The 19,772-nt window shown below is 61.0% G+C and carries 19 protein-coding genes; 16 read left to right on the top strand and 3 right to left on the bottom strand.

What is annotated here, in order from left to right:
- Positions 1-42: 42 nt before the first annotated feature.
- The 3 genes from aroQ to AXG89_RS03235 all read right to left on the bottom strand — a co-directional run bounded on the left by aroQ (position 43) and on the right by AXG89_RS03235 (position 1,889).
- On the bottom strand, positions 43-495 hold the full coding sequence (gene aroQ / locus AXG89_RS03245; RefSeq protein ID WP_062167942.1) for a type II 3-dehydroquinate dehydratase: 453 nt from the start codon (positions 493-495) through the stop codon (positions 43-45).
- Between the two features lie 201 nt (positions 496-696).
- On the bottom strand, positions 697-1,245 hold the full coding sequence (locus AXG89_RS03240) for a TlpA family protein disulfide reductase (RefSeq protein WP_062167940.1): 549 nt from the start codon (positions 1,243-1,245) through the stop codon (positions 697-699).
- The gene (locus AXG89_RS03235) at positions 1,242-1,889 is read right to left on the bottom strand and encodes a hypothetical protein (RefSeq protein WP_062167938.1); all 648 of its coding nucleotides are present in this window, start codon (positions 1,887-1,889) and stop codon (positions 1,242-1,244) included. Before AXG89_RS03235 ends, AXG89_RS03240 begins: the two co-directional genes overlap by 4 nt.
- 885 nt (positions 1,890-2,774) lie before the next feature.
- Here AXG89_RS03235 and mpl point away from each other — a divergent pair.
- The 16 genes from mpl to AXG89_RS03155 all read left to right on the top strand — a co-directional run bounded on the left by mpl (position 2,775) and on the right by AXG89_RS03155 (position 19,701).
- A complete protein-coding gene (gene mpl / locus AXG89_RS03230) occupies positions 2,775-4,211 on the top strand; it encodes a UDP-N-acetylmuramate:L-alanyl-gamma-D-glutamyl-meso-diaminopimelate ligase (protein WP_442861747.1) in 1,437 nt (478 codons plus the stop codon).
- Positions 4,208-4,795: a YqiA/YcfP family alpha/beta fold hydrolase gene (locus AXG89_RS03225; RefSeq protein WP_062167934.1), complete on the top strand. Its 588-nt coding sequence runs from the start codon at positions 4,208-4,210 to the stop codon at positions 4,793-4,795. The genes mpl and AXG89_RS03225 overlap by 4 nt, the downstream gene beginning before the upstream one ends.
- Positions 4,796-4,897: 102 nt before the next feature.
- Positions 4,898-6,958 carry a ribonuclease catalytic domain-containing protein gene (locus AXG89_RS03220; RefSeq protein ID WP_062167932.1) on the top strand — a complete coding sequence of 687 codons (2,061 nt, stop codon included), beginning with the start codon at positions 4,898-4,900 and terminating at the stop codon, positions 6,956-6,958.
- Positions 6,955-7,821: a shikimate dehydrogenase gene (gene aroE, locus AXG89_RS03215; protein WP_062167930.1), complete on the top strand. Its 867-nt coding sequence runs from the start codon at positions 6,955-6,957 to the stop codon at positions 7,819-7,821. Before AXG89_RS03220 ends, aroE begins: the two co-directional genes overlap by 4 nt.
- Before the next feature lie 31 nt (positions 7,822-7,852).
- The gene (gene mtgA, locus AXG89_RS03210) at positions 7,853-8,575 is read left to right on the top strand and encodes a monofunctional biosynthetic peptidoglycan transglycosylase (RefSeq protein ID WP_062167928.1); all 723 of its coding nucleotides are present in this window, start codon (positions 7,853-7,855) and stop codon (positions 8,573-8,575) included.
- A 282-nt stretch (positions 8,576-8,857) separates the two neighbouring features.
- Positions 8,858-9,181, top strand: coding sequence for a helix-turn-helix domain-containing protein (locus AXG89_RS03205; protein WP_062167926.1), 324 nt, complete (start codon positions 8,858-8,860; stop codon positions 9,179-9,181).
- On the top strand, positions 9,181-10,581 hold the full coding sequence (locus tag AXG89_RS03200; protein ID WP_062167924.1) for a HipA domain-containing protein: 1,401 nt from the start codon (positions 9,181-9,183) through the stop codon (positions 10,579-10,581). Before AXG89_RS03205 ends, AXG89_RS03200 begins: the two co-directional genes overlap by 1 nt.
- A 373-nt stretch (positions 10,582-10,954) precedes the next feature.
- A complete protein-coding gene (locus AXG89_RS03195; protein ID WP_062170246.1) occupies positions 10,955-11,830 on the top strand; it encodes an IclR family transcriptional regulator in 876 nt (291 codons plus the stop codon).
- Positions 11,827-12,810 (top strand): 2-dehydro-3-deoxygalactonokinase, encoded by a 984-nt coding sequence (locus tag AXG89_RS03190; protein WP_062167922.1) that lies wholly within the window; start codon positions 11,827-11,829, stop codon positions 12,808-12,810. Before AXG89_RS03195 ends, AXG89_RS03190 begins: the two co-directional genes overlap by 4 nt.
- Positions 12,811-12,823: 13 nt before the next feature.
- Positions 12,824-13,504, top strand: coding sequence for a 2-dehydro-3-deoxy-6-phosphogalactonate aldolase (locus AXG89_RS03185; RefSeq protein WP_062167920.1), 681 nt, complete (start codon positions 12,824-12,826; stop codon positions 13,502-13,504).
- Positions 13,501-14,283 (top strand): SDR family oxidoreductase, encoded by a 783-nt coding sequence (locus tag AXG89_RS03180; RefSeq protein ID WP_062167918.1) that lies wholly within the window; start codon positions 13,501-13,503, stop codon positions 14,281-14,283. Before AXG89_RS03185 ends, AXG89_RS03180 begins: the two co-directional genes overlap by 4 nt.
- 121 nt (positions 14,284-14,404) lie before the next feature.
- Positions 14,405-15,415 (top strand): arabinose ABC transporter substrate-binding protein, encoded by a 1,011-nt coding sequence (locus AXG89_RS03175; protein ID WP_062000261.1) that lies wholly within the window; start codon positions 14,405-14,407, stop codon positions 15,413-15,415.
- 76 nt (positions 15,416-15,491) lie between these two features.
- Complete coding sequence (gene araG / locus AXG89_RS03170; protein ID WP_062000260.1) at positions 15,492-17,009, top strand: L-arabinose ABC transporter ATP-binding protein AraG; 1,518 nt, start codon at positions 15,492-15,494, stop codon at positions 17,007-17,009.
- Positions 17,010-17,035: 26 nt separating this feature from the next.
- A complete protein-coding gene (araH, locus tag AXG89_RS03165) occupies positions 17,036-18,028 on the top strand; it encodes an L-arabinose ABC transporter permease AraH (RefSeq protein ID WP_056355316.1) in 993 nt (330 codons plus the stop codon).
- Positions 18,029-18,046: 18 nt separating this feature from the next.
- A complete protein-coding gene (locus tag AXG89_RS03160; RefSeq protein WP_062167916.1) occupies positions 18,047-18,838 on the top strand; it encodes an SDR family NAD(P)-dependent oxidoreductase in 792 nt (263 codons plus the stop codon).
- Positions 18,835-19,701: an SMP-30/gluconolactonase/LRE family protein gene (locus AXG89_RS03155; RefSeq protein WP_236873369.1), complete on the top strand. Its 867-nt coding sequence runs from the start codon at positions 18,835-18,837 to the stop codon at positions 19,699-19,701. The genes AXG89_RS03160 and AXG89_RS03155 overlap by 4 nt, the downstream gene beginning before the upstream one ends.
- Positions 19,702-19,772 lie beyond the last annotated feature (71 nt).

Below are 19,772 nucleotides of genomic sequence, written 5' to 3'. Positions count from 1 at the left end.
CGTCATCGTGTGCGGGCAGTTCAGATCCGAGCGGGTCGCGGCTCAATCGCGCGTCTTCGGGGCAATGCGCTCGAGTGCGAAGTCGAGTGCATACAGATAGCCTTTCCAGCCAAGGCCGCAAATCACGGCTTCGGCGAGATCGGAGAAATAAGAGTGATGCCGGAAAGCTTCCCGCTTGTGGACGTTCGACAAATGAATCTCGACGAACGGCAGCGCCACGCCTGCAAGCGCATCGCGAATTGCGACGCTCGTGTGCGTGTACGCGGCCGGGTTGATCAGCACGAAATCCACATGTTCGATCCGCGCCTGCTGAATGCGGTCGACGATCGCGCCTTCATGATTGCTCTGGAATGACGTCAGTTCCGCGCCCGCAGCCTTGGCCTTCTCTGCCAGCGCCTGGTCGATCTGAGCGAGCGTGACCCGTCCATAGACGTCCGGTTCGCGGGTGCCGAGCAGGTTTAGATTAGGGCCGTGAAGCACCAGCAGTCGTGACATAGGGCTTTGGTTTATGCGGAGTTGGGCGCACTTTAGCGCCCTTTAGAGAATTTTGTCTAGTTTTACGAAGCCGCACCGGCCTTGGACTCTAGGCAGATGAGTGTGTACACGCGCATTTTGCACGCATTTTCGGGCAAACTTCGCAGAATTACCGTTAACTTTCCGTGAATCGTTTCGATTTGACGCGGATCAACCAGACGCCTACAGGCCGTCGAGCGTCGCTTTTAGCTCTTTTGGATCGACCTCACCCAGTTTTGTGGACCGGATCGCGCCTTTCGCGTCGATGACCACCGTGAACGGCAGCGCGCCCGCATCGTTGCCAAAGCTTCGAGCCAGATCGGCGCCGCCGAAGCCCGCAATATAGATGGGGTAGTCGACGGGCACTTTCTGCAGGAACGCGTTCACGTTCTTCTCGGAGTCCACGCCGAGCCCGATGAAGGTGATGCCTTTCTTCGCATATTCACGATGCAGCGCCGCGAGCGTCGGCATTTCCTTCACGCACGGGCCGCACCACGACGCCCAGAAATTGACCACGACCGGTTTGCCCTTGAACGATGCCAGGCTTTGTTGCGTGCCGGCGGCCATTTGCAGTTGCTGTTTCCAGAGGTCATCGACGGCATTGCCCTTTGCCGATGTCGTCATGGCCGCTTCGCTCGGGCTGCCGCCCATGATCAGGTGGCTTGCATAAAAGCCGCCGCCGGTTGCCGCGATGGCGACAATCAGGGCAGCAACGATGCGCATGGGTTTCATAGTGATGTAGCCGGTGTGGAAGGAGGGGCGTCGAGGAGTGCCTGTACGGTGGCGGCGTTTGCGCGAGCAAGCTTGCCGCGTCCGTCGGCGCGGACGGCGCCTCGCAGGTCGTTGGTATCGTAAAGCGCGATGTGCAGGCCCATGGGTTCTTCGTCGCGGGATGGACGCGTGAGGAAGCTCAGCGTTTCCACATAACCGCGGCCGGCGAAATGGCGCGTCTCGGAGACATCGTATTGAATGTTTGCGTTCAGTAAATAGATTGCGACTTCCTTGGGGTTATCGCAGAAACATTGCAGATGGATGTCCGAGTGCTCGCCTGCGGTGCCGTTCAGCACGGCGCCGGTGACGTAAGGGTTGAACGGTTTCAGGCGCTGCATCCATTCGAGGGTGACCTCGCGCATCCGGCGCAGGACGGCGGGTTGGCTTTCACTTTGGAAGAGTGCCTGGTACTCGCGGATTTCTTCTTCGATCTGCGTGTTATCGGGGAGCCATTCGCCGCTGACGCGCGTTTCGCCGACCACCTGGCGGGCGGCTTTGCGCTTGGCGGAGGAGTAGTCGAGGCCGTCTTCGGCGATCATTCGCGCCGCCGCGATGGCGATTTCCTCGCGGACGCGCTGAGGGTCGAAATGAGGTTTGCGAATCATGGTGAGGATGATACCGGAAGGGGCGGACGCTGGCGGTTGGGTGGGGTTTTCGTTGGGAGGAGGTTTCTTGTTCGTAGTGGTCGGGGTTGATGCCGGGTTGCTGCTTTCCAAGTTCTCGCGCGTTTGATGTTGGCCATTTTCTTTTGCACTATTAGCCACTGTGCGTGGCGGCACTTCATTTCTTTTTCCAAACGGCGAAAAAGAAACGAAGCAAAGAAAAAGCCTCCCAACCGCTAATTCTTAAGTGTCCCGAGCGTGCAGTGACAACTGTTTGGTACTTCAGAAGAACGCTCGACGCCATAACCACGAACACTTGAACCCCTCCCCCTCCGAACACGGATACCCACACGCTTCGCCACCAGTAACTGTGGCAGTCAAGACGGAAACCTCGCCCACGTAAAACAACGGGTTGAGCCCATAGCGGCCCTACAACATCTTGAACTTGCCCAAGACTTCGTCACCAGTACAGCCAACCCCTGCGTTTGGGCGTCAGCGCGCGCAGCGCGGAAGCCTCATTAACGGATTCCCACACTGGTGGCGAAGCGTGTGGGTTGCCGTTTACGGAGGGGGAGGGTTTCAAGTGTTCTGAATTCCAGCGTCGAGCGTTCTTCTGACGTACCAAACAGTTGTCACTGCACGCTCGGGACACTTATGTGCCCTCGGTTGAGAGGCGTTTTCTTTGCTTCGTTTCTTTGTCGCCGTTGAACAAAGAAATGAAGTGCCGCCACGCACAGTGGCTAATAGTGCGAAAAATATCAGCCAACACGGAACGCGCGAAGACCTGAAGAGCAACAACCCGGCACCAACCCCGACCTCCCCCGCCCAATCCCGCCCCAGGCGCCAGCCACCCAACCCTGTCGGTTACAATATCCCCCTCCGGGCGGGATTATTCCCAACTTCCCCCCGTGCCAACAAACCTCTATGCACATTCACATCCTCGGCATCTGCGGCACATTCATGGGCGGTCTCGCAGTCCTCGCGCGCGAAGCCGGACACCGCGTCACCGGCTGCGACGCCGGCGTCTATCCCCCCATGAGCACGCAGCTCGAAGCGCAAGGCATCGAGTTGATCGAGGGGTACGGGGTCGAACAGATCGCACTGGAACCCGATCTCTTCGTGATCGGCAACGTGGTCACTCGCGGCAATCCACTGATGGAAACCATCCTCGATCGCGGCCTGCCCTACACGTCCGGTCCGCAATGGCTCGGCGAACATGTCCTGAACGGCAAATGGGTGCTCGCAGTCGCCGGCACGCACGGCAAGACCACCACGAGTTCCATGCTCGCGTGGCTGCTGGAGGATGCGGGTCTTAATCCGGGATTCCTCATCGGCGGGGTGCCGCTCAATTTCGGCATTTCAGCGCGTCTCACGGATTCGAGCTTCTTCGTGATCGAAGCCGACGAATACGACACGGCTTTTTTCGATAAACGCTCGAAGTTCGTCCACTACCGCCCGCGCACCGCGCTTCTGAACAACCTCGAATTCGATCACGCCGACATCTTCCCGGATCTCGGCGCCATCGAAACCCAATTCCACCATCTCGTGCGCACCGTTCCCGGCGTCGGCAGGATCGTGACGAACGGGCGTGAGGACGCACTCGAACGCGTGCTGACGCGCGGTTGCTGGTCAAGTGTCGAGCGTTTCGGCGTGCAAGGCGGCTGGGAAGCGCAGCCGGCCACCGAAGGCGTTCCCGCCGATGAACAATTCGCCGTCTATTGGGAAGGCGAGCGCATGGGCGTGGTCGACTGGCAAGTTCAAGGCGAACACAACCGCCTGAACGCGCTGGCGGCGATCGCGGCGGCGCGCTCGGTGGGCGTTCCGCCCGCGCAAGCGACGCAATCGCTCTCAGCGTTTCGCAACGTGAAGCGGCGCATGGAAGTGAAGGGTAGCGTCGACGGCGTGACCGTGTACGATGACTTCGCGCACCATCCGACTGCCATCGAAACGACGGTGGCGGGATTGCGAACTCGTATCGGTGGGAAGAACCGGATTCTGGCCGTGTTGGAACCGCGTTCGAACACCATGAAACTCGGCACCATGAAAGCGCAACTACCCGCCAGTCTCGCGGGCGCCGACCTGATCTTCGGCTACGGCGCGCACGAAGGCCGCGACAAGCTCGGCTGGGATCTGCAAGCCGCGCTGAGCCCGCTCGGCGACAAAGCCCGCGCGTTCGACGACCTCGCGCTCCTGGTGAAGTCGGTCGTCGCGGCGGCGAAACCGGGCGATCATGTGCTGGTCATGAGCAACGGCGGCTTCGGCGGCGTGCACCAGAAATTGCTGGATGCATTGTCGGCGCGTCCTGCCACGAAGGAGCGTGAGTGATTCTCTATTTGCACGGCTTCCGGTCATCGCCGCAATCGTTCAAGGCTCGATTGATGCGCGCGCGGCTGGAAGAACTCGGACTCAGCCAAGAATGGTGCTGTCCCGTGCTGCCGGTTTCACCGCGCGATGCCATCGCGCTGGCCGAATCACTCGCCGCGCAGGCAATCGGTGAAGACATCACGCTGGTCGGCAGTTCGCTTGGCGGGTTCTATGCAACGTGGCTCGCCGAAAAGCACGGCTGGCGCGCCGTGCTGCTGAACCCGGCGGTCGTGCCGCAGGAAGACTTGAGTGCGTATATCGGCGAGCAGCCGTTGTGGCATGGCGGCGGAAGTATCGTGGTGGAGCCGTGGCATATCGACGAATTACGTGCGCTTTCCGTACCATCGATCACGCAGCCGGAGCGCTACTATTTGATAGCCGCCACGGGCGACGAAGTGCTCGATTACCGCACCATGCTCAAGCATTATCCCGGCGTGCGAACCACGCTGATCCAGGGCAGCAATCACGCCATCAGCGACTTTTCCAGTTATCTGGACGACGTGCTGGCGTTTTGCGCAGCCCAGCCGCCGGCAGCCGCGGCCTGAATCTTTTCAAGCGCATCCATTTTTCGTTGGCCTGGCGCTTGGCAACCGGGGAACACGCCCGCCTGCACGCCATGCCGACCAACAGTCTTTCGAGAGTACTGAGTGAACGTTTTTTTCGAGGAATCGGGTAGTTTCAAGGCCGGCGCTGTTTTGTCGAAGGCAAACGATGCATTCCAGGTCGAATTGCCGGGCGGACGGCGCGCGAAGGTGCGCGCAAAAGACGTGTTGATCGAGTTCGAGAAACCGAATGCCGCCGATTTGATGCAACAGGCCGACGCCATCGCGAAGGACATCGATCTGGATTTCCTGTGGGAATGCGCGCCGGAGGAAGAGTTTCCGTTCGCGGAGCTCGGCGCGGATTATTTCGGCGATAAATTCGGCGCGACCGAACGCGCCGCGCTCGTCTTGCGCATGCACGGATCGCCGGTGTATTTCCGCCGGAAAGGCCGTGGCCAATATCAGCGCGCGCCGCAGGAACAGTTGCAGATGGCGCTCGCCGGGCTGGAGAAGAAACGGCAACTCGCGCTCGTGCAGGCCGGCTACGAAGAGGAACTAGTCGCCGGCAAATTGCCCGAAGCGCTCGCCGGCAAGGCAATTGGCTTGCTGACGAAGCCGGACAAGAACTCCATCGAATATAAGGCGCTCGAGGGCGCCGCAGCGACGCGCGGCATCTCGCAAGCGCGGCTGATGCTGGAAGTCGGCGGCATTCCGTCGGCGCGTGCACTGCACGAAGCGCGTTTTCTCTCCGAATTTTTCCCGCACGGGACGGGCTTTGCGCCGGTCACCGTGCCGCCGTTGCCGGACGATCTGCCGGAAGCGCACGTCCAGGCGTTTTCTATCGATGACGTCACGACCACCGAAATCGATGACGCGTTTTCCGTCGAACATCTCGCCGATGGCCGCGTTCGTATCGGCGTGCATATTGCCGCGCCGGCGTTGGGCATTACGCGCGGCGACATGATCGATGCGATCGCGCGCACGCGTCTTTCAACGGTCTACATGCCCGGCGACAAGATTACGATGCTGCCGGACAGCGTCGTGGAAGCGTTCACGCTTGCCGAAGGCGGGTTGCGGCCGGCGTTGTCGCTTTACATCATCGTGAACCGGGAAACACAGGAGATCGTCGCCAGCGAAACGCGTGCAGAACGCGTGTTCGTGAAGAGCAATCTTCGGCACAACTATCTCGATGAACACGTCACCGAGGAATCGCTCGCGGCGGGAACGGGCGAATATCCGCACAAGGATGACATCGCGGTGCTGTGGCCGCTCGCGCAGGCGCTGTTCGAAAAGCGTCAGGAAGCGCGTGCCGGTTACGGTTTGCGGCGCGAGGTGCAGCGCAATAACGACTTCAATTTTTATGTGGAAGGCGAACACATCGAGATCACGCCGCGCCGCCGCGGGTCGCCGCTCGATCTGATCGTGGCCGAACTGGCGATTCTCGCGAATTCATCGTGGGGCGCATTCCTCAATGATCACAGCGTGCCGGGCATTTACCGCTCGCAGCGCGGGTTTGGCGCGCCGGGTCCGAAGCGCACGCGCATGCAGACCACGCCCGCGCCGCACGAAGGGCTGGGCGTTGCGCAATACGCGTGGAGCACGTCGCCGTTGCGCCGGTATGTCGACCTGGTCAATCAATGGCAGTTGCTCGCGTGCGTGCGGCATGGCGTGACGGCGGCGCTCGTCGCGCCGTTCAAGCCGAAAGATGCCGATCTGTTCGCGGTCGTCCAGGGATTCGATGACCAGTATTCCGCCTACGCCGATCATCAACGGCGCATGGAATTCTTCTGGTGTCTGCGCTGGCTGAAGCAGGAGAACAAGAAGCAGGTCGTGGCGGCGGTGGTGAAGGACGATCTCGTGCGCCTCGATGAAATCCCGCTGATGCTCCACGTCCCCGGGCTCGGCGTGCATGCGCGCGGAACGAAGGTGATGCTGGAAGTGATGAATCTCGATGAACTCACCGTCGAGGCATCGTGCCGCTTGTTGCACGTGATCGATGCACCTTCGGGCGCGGCAACGCAGCCGGAAGAGCCGGAAGAAGAGCTGGTCGAAGCGGAAGACCTGAGCGCCGAAAGCGAGGCCGAGGCGCAGGCGGAAGCCACGCCTGCGGAAGAGCCGCAACCGGCTGGCGAAAACACGCCGGACGCGACGGAGCCCGCGCAATGACATCGGGCGTTCGGGGCGAGGGCATCGATCAATACGCGGTGATCGGCAATCCGGTCGCGCATAGCAAATCGCCGTGGATTCACGCGCGCTTCGCCGAGCAGACCGGCGAGCGGATCGAATACGGACGCGTGCTGGGAACCGTCGGCGAATTTGCAGACGATGTCCGCGCTTTCGTTGAAACAGGCGGTCGCGGCATGAACGTGACCGTGCCGTTCAAGCTCGACGCACACGCTTTCGCCAACACGCTCACGCCGCGCGCTGCAGCGGCGGGGGCGGTGAACACCCTGGCGTTCAACTCGGATGGCGTGCTTGGCGACAACACCGATGGCGTCGGCCTCGTGCGCGATATCGAAGGGAATCTGGGCGTTGGCTTGAAGGGCGCACGCGTGTTGTTGCTCGGCGCCGGCGGCGCGGCGCGTGGTGTCGTGTTGCCCATGCTCGATTGCGGCGTTGCAGCGCTGACGATCGTGAACCGGACGGCATCGAAGGCGCAAATACTGGTCGATCACTTCTCCGATGCCGCCCACGCCGCGAACGTGCGTTTCTCGGGCGGCGGCGCGAACAGTGTGGAAGCGGGCCCGTACGATGTGATCGTCAACGCAACGGCCGGCAGTCTGGACGATGCACTGCCCACGTGCGATCACGCCTCGTTCGGCCCCGGCACACTCGCCTACGACATGATGTACAGCGCGCAGCCGACCGTCTTCATGCGCCACGCCGAAACCTTGGGCGCGCGTTCATCGGATGGACTCGGGATGCTCGTGGAACAGGCTGCCGAATCGTTTTTCCTGTGGCGCGGGGTGCGTCCGGACAGCGGCGCGGTGCTGCGGGCGTTGCGGCTGAAGTTATCGAAGTCAATTTGAAGCGGCTGGCCTTCTCAACAGAACAAGCACGATGACAAGAACAAAATCGCCCGTGCGTCTCGGGCCGGCCCGATGGATTGTCTACGGCATCTCGGTGATGATGATTGCGGTCATCGCCACGCAGGTCTACTTCTTCGCGATGGTCGGCATCTACACGGTGGTGAATCCATCGTCCACGGCGTTCATGCGTTCCGATGCCTGGCGGCTTGCGCAGGATCGTCCCGATCTTTCCATTCAGCGCACGTGGGTTCCGTACGACCAGATATCGCGGAATCTGAAGCGCGCGATCATTGCGTCCGAGGACGCGAACTTCGTCAACAACAACGGTTATGAAACCGATGCCATCCTGCAAGCCTGGGAGAAAAACAAGGCGCGCGGGAAAATCGTGGCGGGCGGCTCGACCATCTCGCAGCAACTGGCGCGGAACCTGTTTTTATCGCGGGAAAAGAGTTATGTGAGGAAGGCCCAGGAACTCGTGATTACATCGATGCTCGAGTTCTGGATGGACAAGGAGCGCATTTTCGAGATCTACCTGAATTCGGTGGAGTGGGGCAACGGCGTGTATGGCGCCGAAGCTGCGGCGCATTATTACTACAAGACGTCGGCATCGAAGCTGACCGCGTGGCAATCGGCGCGGCTGGCGGTGATGCTGCCAAGGCCGAAATACTTCGATGAACATCGCGGGTCCGCGTATCTGTCGCAGCGGGCGGGGGTAATTGCGAGGCGCATGGGGGCGGCGGAGTTGCCGCAGTGAGTGCGCTTGTGCGTTGATCGGGGCAATTGAAGCAGCCCGTGGCAAAGGAACGGAAACCCCGCTTGGCGGGGTTTTTTATTTTGCCGTCTACACAGTCCGGTTCCGCTAAGGACAAATCGTTCTGAGAATGTGGAAACTATCCACCAGGCAGCGGCACAAAGCCGTTGTTTTCGTATATAGAAACCAAAGGTTAGTGCTGAACTTCCACCGATTAGTTTCTATAAAAGGAAACTATAATGTGGAGTGGGTGTCCAATTTTCATTGTTTCCATATTGCATAACTATGGCTCGATCACTGTCCCCGCATGACCCCAATGTCACAGCGCTCGCCCAAGACATGGCTGCGCTCGGCGCCTTGGTACGCAACCGCCGACTTGAGCAGGCCATGCGCATCGACGACGCCGCTGACCTGCTAGGGGTGTCCGCAAGCGTGCTTTCCCGGCTCGAGAACGGGCATCCGGTCGGCTCGGATCGGCTGCTCCGAGTGCTCGAAGGGTTCGGTTTGATCATGCTGGTGCTTCCGAAGAACAAGTCGACGACCGCATTGCGCGCTTTGAATGAGCCGACCAGTCATGCGAAGGCGTCCCTCCTGGGAGGACAATCCTGATGGCGCATGTGCTCAACGTTTCCACGCAGGACGGCCCGGTAGGGCAACTAGGCTTCGAGTCGCAGCAAGACGTCTACAGCTTTAAATACGATGAAGCCTGGCAGGCCAGGGACGCCGCTTTCCCGCTTTCGCCGCATATTCCGCTTTCGGGCGAGCAGCCGAAACTCGGGACCGTGCATCGCTTCCTCGCGAACCTGCTTCCTGAAGGGCGTGCGCTTGAAGTCGCCTCCGTCATGCACCAAATGTCGAAGGACAACACTTTTGGCTTGATGCACATCCTGGGGAAAGAACCGGTCGGCGCGTTGAGTTTCACGGCCCCGGCGCAAAACGCTGCGGCCGGCGAAGAGGGCGGCGTAAATGCGGAGGCGGAGTACACGGCCGATCAGCAGGAAGGCGCGCCGTCCGTGCGTCGAATCGTCCTCAACGATGAATTGAGCGACCGTATCCGTCGTCGGGATGAAATTCCCTTCCCGGTATGGGATCGCAAGCTCCGGCTGTCAGTTGCGGGCTTCCAGGACAAGTTGCAGGTGCTGGTCGAAGGTGAATCAATTTCGCTTGTAGATGGCGGCCCCATCAGTTCCACGCACATCCTCAAGCCGGAGTCGCTTAACCCCGCATCCGCCTTCATGGTGGCTAACGAGCACTACTGCATGACGCTGGCCGCGCGCATCGGATTGCCGACGGCGGCCGTTGAGATTCGCCGAATTCCGGAACCTATACTACTCATCGAGCGATTTGACCGGCAGGCAGAACTTGATCCCGCTGACGGCGTCACGGCGCTTCGAGTTCGCCGCACGCACGTCATTGACGGGTGCCAGGCCCTGGATCTGCCTGTGAGCCTCAAGTACGAGCGTAACTTCGGCAACGCTCCGGCGGTTCGTAATATCAGAGAGGGCGCGAGCTTCGAGAAGCTGTTCTCGCTCGAGCGACACCTGGAGAATCCAGCCCAGGCTCGCCAGATCATGCTGCGGTGGGCGCTATTTCAACTCTTCATCGGCAACAGTGACGCCCACGGCAAAAACCTGTCTTTTCATGTGCGACCTGCGGGTTTGTCGCCCGCGCCTTTTTATGACCTTGTCTCCGTCAATGCCTATGGAGACGCGGTCGAACAGGACATGGCGGTGGCTTACGGCGACGCCTTCCGGCTGGACGGGGTAACGGCGTTTGAGCTTGCGGACTTTGCAAACCGAACCGGTACGCCCCGACCGCTTCTTGCACGCGAACTGACGCGTATGGCGCTTGCAATAAAGCGCGTCTCCGGAGACTTGGCGCGTTCGGAGATCTACGTGGCCGAGGAGAGGCGACTGGTGCAGCGCATTCACGGCTTCGTGACCGTTCAGGCCGATAAGCTGTTGCAACTGGCTCCCTCGGTACCCCGAATCGACCGGTCGCTGCTGTAGAGGGTTCATCTGGAACTCAGCAAGCAAAACCCCGCCCGGCGGGGTTTTTTGCATTTCATCCCAACGTGACGAAACAAACTCAATGCTCCCAATATGTGAACACATCAATCACATATTGAATAATTCAGCGACGCGGCTCTAAAATCCGATCACAGCCAAACGGCAGTTCCATGAGCCTCCGGGTAATCCCGAAGAGCTCATGCAACGACAAAAGCAATCGGAGACGTGTCATGAAATCGCCAGCGCAATCGCATCTGCTCGAGCATCCGCGCGTCCAGCACTCCTTACTGATGAAAACCCGCACTGTCTCGTTGGCGGGCTGATGAGTGTCATGACCAAGACCCTGAACTCCACCATCGAAGCCGAATTGTCGATGGACCGCGTCATCGCCGAGCAGGACGCAAGTGTCGCCAACGAAGCCCAGGCATCGGCCGCCGCGCTGCTCGACCTCACACCCCAGCAAGCCGGCACGCAAACGCTGCTGCGCGGCCTCGCAATCCTCGAAGCGGCTGCGACCGGCGCGCGCGATCTGCGCAGCATCGGTGCGGCGCTCGGCACGACCCGCAGCACGACGCACCGGCTGGTCAGCTCGCTCGTTCAAGCACGCTATCTGCGCCAGGTCGGCGGCGGTTATCTGCTCGGCCCGAAGCTGATCGAACTCGGCACCATCGCGCTTGAACAAATGCCGCTTACCGCGGTGGCGCGGCCGCATCTGCAAGTGCTCGCCGACTACACGCACGACACCATCCACCTCGGTGTACGCGATGGTGACGACGTGCTGTACATCGACAAGATTCCGGGCACACGCGGCCTCGAAATGCGTTCCCGCGTAGGTCACCGCATGCCGATGGCGTCCACCGGCATCGGCAAGGCGATGATGCTCGACCTGCCGCCCGAAAAGTGGTCGACGCTGCTCGAAGCGTCGCATCGCGTGCTTGCGAAGGTGAGTTTCCGGCCAGATCACCAGCCTGATTCGGATACCTTCGTGCAGCGCATGACGCGCTATGCCCAGGGCGGTTTCACCTTCGACCTGGAAGAAAACGAAGCGTCCATCCGCTGCGTCGCCGCGCCTGTGCGCGATGCATCCGGCGCGATCGTCGCGGCGCTTTCGGTGGCGAGCACGATCCCCTACATGCCGACCGAGCGCATGGAAGAACTGATTCCCGTCGTGCAGCGCGAAGCGCGCGCGATATCGCAAGAACTCGGCTGGCGCGTGCCGCAGCCCGCAACACGCAGGATCAAACGATGAGCGTTGCCCACGACCAATCCACGGCTGCGCTGATAGCACTCGACTGGGGCACCACGGCGCTGCGCGCCTATCTCCTCGATGCAGATGGCGTGGTGCTGGACACCCGCGCGTCATCGGCGGGGATCATGAATTTGCCGCGCCCGGCGGCGGAAGGCGGTTTCGATATCGTCTTCGATGAAACCTGCGGCGCGTGGCTTGGCGCCAACCCGCAACTTCCGGTGATCGCTGCCGGCATGGTCGGCAGCGCGCAGGGCTGGGTGGAAGCGCCGTACGTGACCACGCCCGCGGATTCCGCAGCGCTGGTAGCGGGCATCGTGCGCGTGACGACGACTAAGGGCGTCACGGTGCATATCGTGCCGGGCGTGCTGGAAGACGGCGCGCTGCCGAACGTGATGCGCGGCGAAGAAACGCAGATCTTCGGCGCGCTCTCCGGCGACACCACGCACAGCGAGTTGATCGGCTTGCCGGGGACGCACGCGAAGTGGGCGTTTGTATCGGCGGGACGGATCGAGCGCTTCTATACGTTCATGACCGGCGAGACCTTCGGCGCGCTGCGCGATCACACGATCCTCGGCCGCACGATGCGCGCCGCCGATCAGCACGACATGCCGGCGTTCATTCGCGGCGTCGATACCGCCAAGGACGCCGGCCACGCCGGCATGCTGGCGACGATCTTCAGCACGCGCACATTGGGTCTGACCGGAAAACTCAAGCCCGAACAGCAGGCCGATTACCTCTCGGGCCTGCTGATCGGCCACGAATTGCGCGGCCTCAACGAAGTGCTCGCACGCGAGCAATCGGACCTCGCGGGCAAGACGCTCAGGCTGATCGGCAACGATGCGCTGTGCGAGCGGTATCGGCATGCGCTTGCGCGCTTCGGTTGCAACGATGCCCAAACCGTCGCCCACGCCACCGAACGCGGCTTGCACGAAATCGCGCTGCAGGCCGGGCTGATCCGCTCGACGGCCAGCGCGAACTAATCAGGAGCAGAACATGAGCGATATCGATATCAACCTTCCCGGCCCATACACGCCGCACGCCGGACTTGCCGCTGCGTTCAGCGCATGTCCGCTGATCGCGATCCTGCGCGGCGTGACGCCGGCGGACGCCGCCGACCATGGCCGCGCGCTGTACGAAGCGGGCTTTCGGATCGTCGAAGTGCCGCTGAATTCGCCGCAGCCGTTCGACAGCATCGCGGCGATCCGTCAGGCGCTTCCCGCCGATGCGATCGTTGGCGCGGGAACGGTCTTGCATCCACATTACGTGGGTGAAGTGAAAAAGGCCGGTGGCGAATTGATCGTGATGCCGCACAGCGACGGCGATGTGGTGCGTGCTGCAAAGTCTCAAGGTTTGGCATGCGCCCCGGGCGTGGCGACGCCGAATGAAGCGTTTCTTGCGCTGAAGAATGGCGCCGATGTGCTGAAGATGTTCCCCGCTGAGCAACTCGGCGCGCACGTGGTTAAGGCGTGGCGCGCGGTGATTTCGGCGAAGGTTCCGCTCGTGCCGGTCGGCGGTATCGCGCCGGACAACATGGGGCCGTTTCTCACCGCGGGCGCGAACGGATTCGGTCTCGGCTCAGCGTTGTACAAGCCGGGCCAAAGCGCGGCGACGACCCTGGCGCATGCGAAGGCATACATCAATGGATTGGCGGTGGCGCGAGGCCAGAAGAAATGAACCGGCTTGCAGGCAAGGTCGCGATGATCACCGGCGCCGGGCGTGGCATCGGCGCTGCGATTGCCGCTGCGTTCGTGCGCGAAGGCGCGGCTGTGGTTCTGGCGGAACTGGATATGGGTCTGGCGCGCGAAACCGCGCAGCGGATCGGCTCCGCTGAAAACTTGCTCGCCAACGTGCTCGCTGTGCAGACGGACGTGACGCAAAGCGCGTCGGTGCAAAACGCGGTCAAGGAAGCTGAAGCGAAATTCGGTCCCGTCGATGTGCTCGTGAACAACGCCGGCATCAACGTGTTCTGCGATCCGCTGACCATGACCGACGACGACTGGCGCCGCTGCTTCGCCGTCGATCTCGATGGCGTCTGGAACGGTTGTCGCGCCGTATTGCCGGGCATGGTGGAACGCGGGCGCGGCAGCATCGTGAATATTGCGTCCACGCATTCGTTCAAGATCATCCCGGGCTGCTTTCCGTATCCGGTGGCGAAGCACGGCGTGATCGGGTTGACGCGGGCGTTGGGTATTGAATACGCGGGGCGGCAGGTTCGGGTGAATGCGATTGCGCCGGGTTATATCGAAACGCAGCTCACCCACGACTGGTGGAACGGGCAGGCCGATCCGGCAAAAGCGAAACAGGCAACGCTCGATCTCCAGCCGATGAAACGCATCGGCCAGCCGGAAGAAGTGGCGATGACGGCGGTGTTCCTGGCATCGGATGAAGCGCCGTTCATCAACGCAAGTTGCATCACCGTCGATGGCGGGCGCTCGGCGCTGTACCACGATTAAGAAAGAGAAATAAGCGAATTCAGCAGTATCGGATGACGCACTGGCCGTGGTGCGACGTCATGAAAACAAAACGCGGCCAACACCTTCGTACCAACTAGACATTCAAGTCAGGAGACAGACCATGAAACGCAGAATGTTCATCACGCTGGTTGCCACGGCTACGGCTGCAAGCGCCACCATGTTCGCGGCGCCGATCGCGCAGGCCGCTGATCCGGTCAAGATCGGCTTTCTCGTGAAGCAGCCGGAAGAACCTTGGTTCCAGGACGAATGGAAATTCGCCGAAATGGCCGCCAAGGACAAGGGCTTCACGCTGGTGAAGATCGGCGCGCCGTCGGGTGAAAAAGTCATGAGCGCGATCGACAACCTCGCCGCGCAAAAGGCCCAGGGTTTCGTGATCTGCACGCCTGACGTCAAGCTCGGACCGGGCATTGTCGCCAAGGCGAAAGCTGCAGGGCTCAAGATGATGACGGTCGATGACCGCCTGGTCGACGGCTCGGGCAAGCCGATCGAATCGGTCCCTTACATGGGCATTTCGGCGTTCAACATCGGCAAGCAAGTGGGCGACGGCATTGCTGCAGAGATCAAGAAGCGCGGCTGGAACATGGCCGACGTGGGCGCGATCGACGTGACGTATGAGCAACTTCCGACGGCGCATGACCGTACCGCTGGCGCAGTCGAAGCGCTGGTCGCGGCCGGTTTCCCGAAGGCGAACATCGTGATGGCGCCGCAAGCCAAGACCGATACGGAAAACGCCTTCAATGCAGCGAACATCGCGTTGACGAAAAACACGAAGTTCAAGCACTGGGTCGCATTCGGTCTTAACGACGAAGCCGTTCTCGGCGCCGTGCGTGCAGCAGAAGGCCGTGGCTTCAAGGCGGACAACATGATTGGCGTGGGTATTGGCGGCTCGGATTCGGCTTTGAACGAATTCAAGAAACCGAACCCGACCGGCTTCTACGGCACGGTGATCATCAGCCCGAAGCGTCATGGCGAAGAAACGACGGAACTGGTCTACACGTGGATCAAGGACGGCAAGGAACCGCCGCTCGTGACGCTCACGACCGGCATGCTGGCAACGCGTGACAACGTGGCCGACGTGCGCGAGAAGATGGGCCTGGCATCGGCTAAATAAGCGGCCAAGTAAGTTCTGTGTAGTACGGACCGCGTTGCACAAGCCGCGCGGTCCGCTCGAATTCCAAGGAGGCGATGTGTCAGCGACGCTGCGTTTTGACAATATCGGCAAGATTTTTCCAGGCGTGCGCGCGCTCGACGGCGTGTCGTTCGACGTCAACGCCGGCGAAGTGCACGGTCTGATGGGCGAGAACGGCGCGGGTAAATCGACTTTGCTGAAAGTGCTGGGCGGTGAATATCAACCCGATTCCGGGCGTGTCCTGATCGATGGCAACGAGGTGAAGTTCTCGAGTGCGGCGGCATCGATTGCGGCGGGCATCGCGGTGATTCACCAGGAATTGCAGTACGTACCGGATTTGACCGTGGCCGAGAACCTGTTGCTCGGCGCGTTGCCGAGCACGCTCGGCTGGGTGCACAAGCGCGAAGCGAAAAAGCATGTGAGCGAACGCTTGCGGCAGATGGGCGTGGATCTCGATCCGAACGCGAAGCTGAAGAAGCTTTCGATTGCGCAACGGCAGATGGTGGAAATCTGCAAGGCGCTCCTGCGCAACGCACGCGTGATTGCGCTCGATGAACCCACGTCTTCGCTCTCGCATCGCGAGACGGAAGTGCTGTTCAAGCTCGTGCGCGATCTGAAAGCGGACAACCGCGCGCTGATCTACATCTCGCACCGGATGGATGAGATCTACGAGTTGTGCGACACGTGCACGATTTTCCGCGATGGCCGCAAGATCGCGTCGCACGCGAATCTGGGCGAAGTCCCGCGCGATACGCTCGTGCAGGAAATGGTCGGCCGCGAGATTGCGGACATTTACGATTACAAGGCGCGGCCGCTCGGCGACGTGCGCTTTTCGGTGAAGAACATTGAAGGCCACGCGCTGCGTGAACCGACGAGTTTCGAAGTGCGTCGCGGCGAGATCGTCGGCTTCTTCGGGCTGGTCGGCGCAGGCCGCAGCGAACTGATGCATCTGGTCTACGGCGCGGACAGCAAGAAGGCTGGCACGATCGCGCTCGATGGCAAGCCGATCAAGATCCGCAGCGCGGGCGAAGCGATCCGTCACGGAATCGTGCTGTGTCCGGAAGACCGGAAGGAAGAGGGCATCATCGCGATGGCGACGGTTTCCGAGAACATCAACATCTCGTGCCGGCGTCACTATCTGCACGCGGGTTTGTTTCTCGACCGGAAGAAAGAAGCCGCAACGGCTGACCGGTTTATCCAGTTGCTGAAGATCAAGACGCCGAGCCGCAAGCAAAAGATCCGCTTTCTCTCCGGCGGCAATCAGCAAAAAGCCATTCTGTCGCGCTGGCTCGCCGAGCCGGAACTGAAGGTCGTGATCCTCGATGAACCCACGCGCGGTATCGACGTGGGCGCCAAGCACGAGATCTACAACGTCATCTATCAGCTCGCCGAACGCGGTTGCGCGATCGTGATGATCTCGTCCGAATTGCCCGAGGTGCTGGGGGTATCGGACCGGATCGTGGTGATGCGGCAAGGGCGGATCGCGGGCGAATTGCCGCGCGGACAAGCGAACGAACAATCAGTGCTGAATCTTGCGCTGCCTGTGCAAACCGAAACGACTGCGCAGGCAGCCTGAAGCGAAAAGTGGAGACGGAGGACATCATGGAAGTCAGGGAAAACATAGCAAACACGCTGGTGCCGGCGAAAAACGACAAGCAGAAGTGGTGGCAGCAGATCACCGAATACAGCTTGATCGTGATCTTCGTGGTGATGTTCATCACCATGTCGCTGTCGGTCGATCACTTCTTCTCGATCGAAAACATGCTCGGGCTCGCGCTGTCGATTTCGCAGATCGGCATGGTCGCCTGCACGATGATGTTCTGTCTGGCATCGCGCGATTTCGACTTGTCGGTCGGGTCCACAGTCGCCTTCGCCGGCGTGCTCTGCGCGATGGTGCTGAACGCGACAGGCAATACGTTCATCGCGATCATCGCGGCAGTCGCGGCAGGTTCGGCGATCGGCTTCGTGAATGGCGCAGTGATCGCCTACTTGCGGATTAACGCGCTGATCACCACGCTCGCCACCATGGAAGTGGTGCGCGGGCTTGGGTTTATCGTGTCGCATGGTCAGGCGGTCGGCGTGTCGTCAGATACGTTTATTGCGCTCGGCGGATTGACGATGTTCGGCGTGTCACTGCCGATCTGGGTCACGCTGGCGTGTTTCATCGTGTTCGGCGTGCTGCTGAACCAGACCGTGTACGGACGCAATACGCTCGCAATCGGCGGTAACGCAGAAGCGTCACGTCTGGCGGGTATCAATGTAGAACGCACGCGTGTCTGGATCTTCCTGATCCAGGGCGCGGTCGCAGCGCTTGCCGGTGTGATCCTGGCATCGCGGATTACGTCGGGTCAGCCGAACGCGGCCGATGGCTTCGAGCTCAACGTGATTTCCGCGTGCGTGCTCGGCGGCGTGTCGCTGCTTGGCGGCCGTGCGACCATTTCGGGCGTGGTGATCGGCGTGCTGATCATGGGTACGGTCGAGAACGTGATGAACCTGATGAACATCGACGCGTTCTATCAGTACCTCGTTCGCGGCGCGATCCTGCTCGCCGCCGTGCTGCTCGACCAGTTGAAGAACCGCGGCTCACGCGATTAAAAAGGGGTTTGTAAAACGATGGCCAGTTCAGTCGATAAAACCCTCGCGCGCTATCCGAGTCTCGCCGGCAAGGTGGTGCTGATCACCGGCGGCGCGACCGGAATTGGCGCGGCGTTCGTCGAGCATTTCGTCGATCAGGGCGCGAAGGTCGCGTTCTTCGATATCGATACGAACGCCGGCGAAGCACTCGCCGACCAGCTCGGCGCGGATCTGGACGAAAGCCAATTCCGGCCCGTGTTCCTGCGCGTGGACCTGACGGATATCGTTGCGTTGCGGCAGGGAATCGCCGATGTTCGCAGCACGCTTGGACCCATCGGCGTGCTCGTGAACAACGCGGCGAACGACAAGCGCCACAAGATCGAAGACGTGACGCCCGAGTCGTATGACGCAGGTATCGCCGTGAATGTGCGCCATCAGTTCTTCGCGGCGCAGGCTGTCATAGACGATATGAAACAGCTTGGCAGCGGCTCGATCATCAATCTGGGATCGATTAGCTGGATGCTGAAGAACGGCGGATTCCCGGTCTACACCACGGCGAAGGCTGCCGTGCAGGGCATGACGAACGGCCTCGCACGCGATCTCGGGCCGTTCAATATCCGCGTGAATTCGCTCGTGCCGGGCTGGGTGATGACGGACAAGCAGAAGCGCCTGTGGCTCGATGACGCCGGAAAGCGTGCGATCAAGGAAGGGCAATGTATCGATGCAGAACTGCTGCCCGAGCATCTTGCACGCGCCGCATTGTTCCTTGCCGCTGACGATAGCCGCATGATGACCGCGCAGGAAGTCGTGATCGACGGAGGCTGGGCGTGAAGGCGCAATTGTTGATCGACAGCAAAAGCGCGCTTGGCGAAGGCGCGACGTGGTGCGCCGCGAGCGGGCGGTTCTACTGGACGGACATTGAAGGCAAGCGTTTGTGGCGCTACGATCCGCGTGATGCGCGCCGCGAGTGCTTCGAGATGCCGGAGCGCCTGGCGTGTTTCGCGTTGTGCTCAGATACCGATTTGCTGTTGCTCGGCCTGGCATCGCGCCTGGCTTTTTTCGATTTGCGGACCGGTGTAGTCGAAACCATCATGTCGGTTGAAGACGGCTTGCCGACGCGTTTGAACGATGGCCGATGCGACCGCCAGGGCCGCTTGGTCTTCGGCACCAAGCACGATGTAGCAAACGCAGAGACGGTGGGTGGGTTTTATCGGCTGAATCTGGATTTGTCGCTGGAGCGTTTGCCGCTCGGCGATGCCGCGATTCCAAACAGCATTGCGTTCAGCCCGGACGGATCGACCATGTATTACTGCGATTCCCCGACGCGCCAGATCCGCGCCTGCGACTACGATTCGTTCGAGAACCAGCGCGTATTCACCGAACTCACCGATGCTACCGGCGAGCCGGATGGATCGACCATCGATCGCGATGGTGGTTTGTGGAATGCCCAATGGGGCGGCGCGCGGGTGGTGCGGTATGGCGCCGATGGCCGGGAAACGGCGCGCGTCGATGTGCCTACCACTCAGCCAAGTTGCGTCGCGTTCGGCGGGCCGCAACTCGGCACGCTGTACATAACGAGCGCGCGGATTGGCCTTGACCATGCCGCGCTGCAGAACGACTTGCGTGCGGGCGGGGTATTTATAGCAACGCCGGCGGCAAGGGGTATCGCGGAACCGGTGTTTCGCGGAAACTGAAGGCCGTCGATTGTTTCGACGATCGCCTTGCAGCACCAAGATGCAAAAAAAACTGAGGCGGCGCGCACGAC

Source organism: Burkholderia sp. PAMC 26561 (assembly GCF_001557535.2).
Taxonomy (GTDB): Bacteria; Pseudomonadota; Gammaproteobacteria; order Burkholderiales; family Burkholderiaceae; genus Caballeronia.
The sequence above is the reverse complement of the archived record's forward strand: the minus strand, read 5'-3'. Positions and strand labels throughout refer to the sequence as shown.

What these genes read in the sequence shown, in the direction of transcription:
- aroQ (WP_062167942.1), bottom strand. Translation starts at nt 495, where the DNA reads ATGTCACGACTGCTGGTGCTTCACGGCCCTAATCTAAACCTGCTCGGC.
- AXG89_RS03240 (WP_062167940.1), bottom strand. Translation starts at nt 1,245, where the DNA reads ATGAAACCCATGCGCATCGTTGCTGCCCTGATTGTCGCCATCGCGGCA.
- AXG89_RS03235 (WP_062167938.1), bottom strand. Translation starts at nt 1,889, where the DNA reads ATGATTCGCAAACCTCATTTCGACCCTCAGCGCGTCCGCGAGGAAATC.
- aroE (WP_062167930.1), top strand. Translation starts at nt 6,955, where the DNA reads ATGACATCGGGCGTTCGGGGCGAGGGCATCGATCAATACGCGGTGATC.
- mtgA (WP_062167928.1), top strand. Translation starts at nt 7,853, where the DNA reads ATGACAAGAACAAAATCGCCCGTGCGTCTCGGGCCGGCCCGATGGATT.
- AXG89_RS03205 (WP_062167926.1), top strand. Translation starts at nt 8,858, where the DNA reads ATGGCTCGATCACTGTCCCCGCATGACCCCAATGTCACAGCGCTCGCC.
- AXG89_RS03200 (WP_062167924.1), top strand. Translation starts at nt 9,181, where the DNA reads ATGGCGCATGTGCTCAACGTTTCCACGCAGGACGGCCCGGTAGGGCAA.
- AXG89_RS03195 (WP_062170246.1), top strand. Translation starts at nt 10,955, where the DNA reads ATGGACCGCGTCATCGCCGAGCAGGACGCAAGTGTCGCCAACGAAGCC.
- AXG89_RS03190 (WP_062167922.1), top strand. Translation starts at nt 11,827, where the DNA reads ATGAGCGTTGCCCACGACCAATCCACGGCTGCGCTGATAGCACTCGAC.
- AXG89_RS03185 (WP_062167920.1), top strand. Translation starts at nt 12,824, where the DNA reads ATGAGCGATATCGATATCAACCTTCCCGGCCCATACACGCCGCACGCC.
- AXG89_RS03180 (WP_062167918.1), top strand. Translation starts at nt 13,501, where the DNA reads ATGAACCGGCTTGCAGGCAAGGTCGCGATGATCACCGGCGCCGGGCGT.
- AXG89_RS03175 (WP_062000261.1), top strand. Translation starts at nt 14,405, where the DNA reads ATGAAACGCAGAATGTTCATCACGCTGGTTGCCACGGCTACGGCTGCA.
- araH (WP_056355316.1), top strand. Translation starts at nt 17,036, where the DNA reads ATGGAAGTCAGGGAAAACATAGCAAACACGCTGGTGCCGGCGAAAAAC.
- AXG89_RS03160 (WP_062167916.1), top strand. Translation starts at nt 18,047, where the DNA reads ATGGCCAGTTCAGTCGATAAAACCCTCGCGCGCTATCCGAGTCTCGCC.